Source organism: Psychrobacter sp. AOP31-B2-9, from assembly GCF_052378005.1.
Classification (GTDB): domain Bacteria; phylum Pseudomonadota; class Gammaproteobacteria; order Pseudomonadales; family Moraxellaceae; genus Psychrobacter.
In genome coordinates, this window is record NZ_JBQSXG010000254.1 from 1 (window position 1) to 1681 (window position 1681).

General features: G+C 40.2%; 2 protein-coding genes. One reads left to right on the forward strand and one right to left on the reverse strand.

What is annotated here, in order from left to right; genetic code table 11:
* Positions 1-222: 222 nt before the first annotated feature.
* Positions 223-969, forward strand: a complete 747-nt coding sequence (locus ACT3SX_RS14935; protein ID WP_426138807.1) for a hypothetical protein — start codon at positions 223-225, stop codon at positions 967-969.
* Positions 970-1066: 97 nt separating this feature from the next.
* Here the strand turns inward: ACT3SX_RS14935 and ACT3SX_RS14940 are convergent.
* The coding region (locus tag ACT3SX_RS14940; protein WP_444761827.1) for a 3'-5' exonuclease at positions 1067-1681 on the reverse strand (615 nt) is incomplete at its 5' end.

Genomic DNA, 1681 nt, shown 5'->3' on the forward strand with positions numbered 1-1681 from the left:
GAGCGCTTCTTTTGTGATATGAATGAATCACGCTGGACAACCATTGTTGCTAACATACCGCAAGTGATTGAATACGATATCTGGTTGTCGGCCGATAAAAGAGCCGACTGTAAAGATGCATGGCTTAATGTGATGATCAAACGAGAAAATAATCCTATTAGAAGTTCTGTAAAATGATGACTAACAACTGACAATAACTGATATAAAGCTTGGCGGGTAGATATGAGTGAGTCAATGGAACTTTTAAGGTTGTTCGAGTCAAATGGCCGAATGAATAAATACCAAAAGTTATTTAAACAGCTCATCTATGTTCTGTCAGAAGAAAATATTGAGTATGTGATTATTGGCACACTTGCCTACTCAGAGTATGCACCGCCTCGTGCGACCACCAATATTAATTTCATGATCTCTGAAAATGACTGCTGCAAATTTGAAAGCGTCCTTAAAGAGTATGGAATTGATTTTATATGGAATGCCCACCAACAGCTCATCATTACTGTCAAAGATGATAGTGATGAAACTAAAAAATATCCTCTCGCACTTTCATTCCAAATCACCCCTAAAGGTCTTACATTTAATCAGCCTATATCTAAAGAGATATTTGGTATGGCTGATGTACCTGTTGCTAGCCCTGAAGCATTAGTAGCTTTATGGTGTGTGGCAGTCAGTAAGGGATATTCTAAGTCTTATTACGATGCCCAAATGATGATTAAGCTAAAGTTAGCAGATGTTGATAGATGCATTGCTGTGATTGAAAGTCTTCATGAAACTAATGCCAATAAAGTATTGCGCTCAATTCTCACAGGTAATGCTATGTATGTCGATACGATCAATATGGATGAGGCGCTGATGATGCCGTCTGAACTAATCCAAACTCATGAAGAGATTGAGCTGGCTAAAGCTCATCGCTATAACGCTGCGCAAGAGCGTCGGCGTCAATTGCACGAAGGGATAAAACATGTAAAATAATACTATGATTTGCGCTTTTATTATACTGAGGTTATAAGCCTTTAAAATGGACGAATAATAAAAGTGCATCGCTTGATGCTACTTATATTTACGCAGACTACTCTAGAGCATTCTTACAAGCCTGAGCTAAATAAGGAGCAACGGTATCTTGTTTCAATAGCCACTTCAAATATCCAGCACCATCCGAGTGAGTCGCTAAATCTGCAATAGCCTCACCCTTGTGCTTACCAAAACTTAAGTGCGTGGGTACACGCGCTATTTCGCTAAATTCATATAAGCTCTCCACATCACTTATCTCATGGCCTTGGCTATTCGCCAAGTCAATCAGACTACCAAGCACCAGCTCAGTGAAGTAAATATCAGCAATGGCAGCATGAGCATCTCTTGCTTGAGCACGGGCTATATCACGGTGAAAGTGGTAGAGGAGGGATACTAGCTTATGGCTTTCAAGCGTAGGAAGCAGGAAGTTAGCCATCGCATTGGTACATATTAATTTAGGCGTATGAGTTACGCCCGCATTTTTAAGAACGGCCATATCAAAATCAATATTGTGACCAATCAAATACGCAACACTGCTAGGTAATTTGAAGTCTGTATGAGGTGGTTCATCTGCAACATCCTCATCACAGATATGTGATATCGCCATAGAGCCCAAGCTGATTTCTTTAAGTGGGTTAAAACGCTTCGCTCTTGGTGCCTGTAATACAGTCAC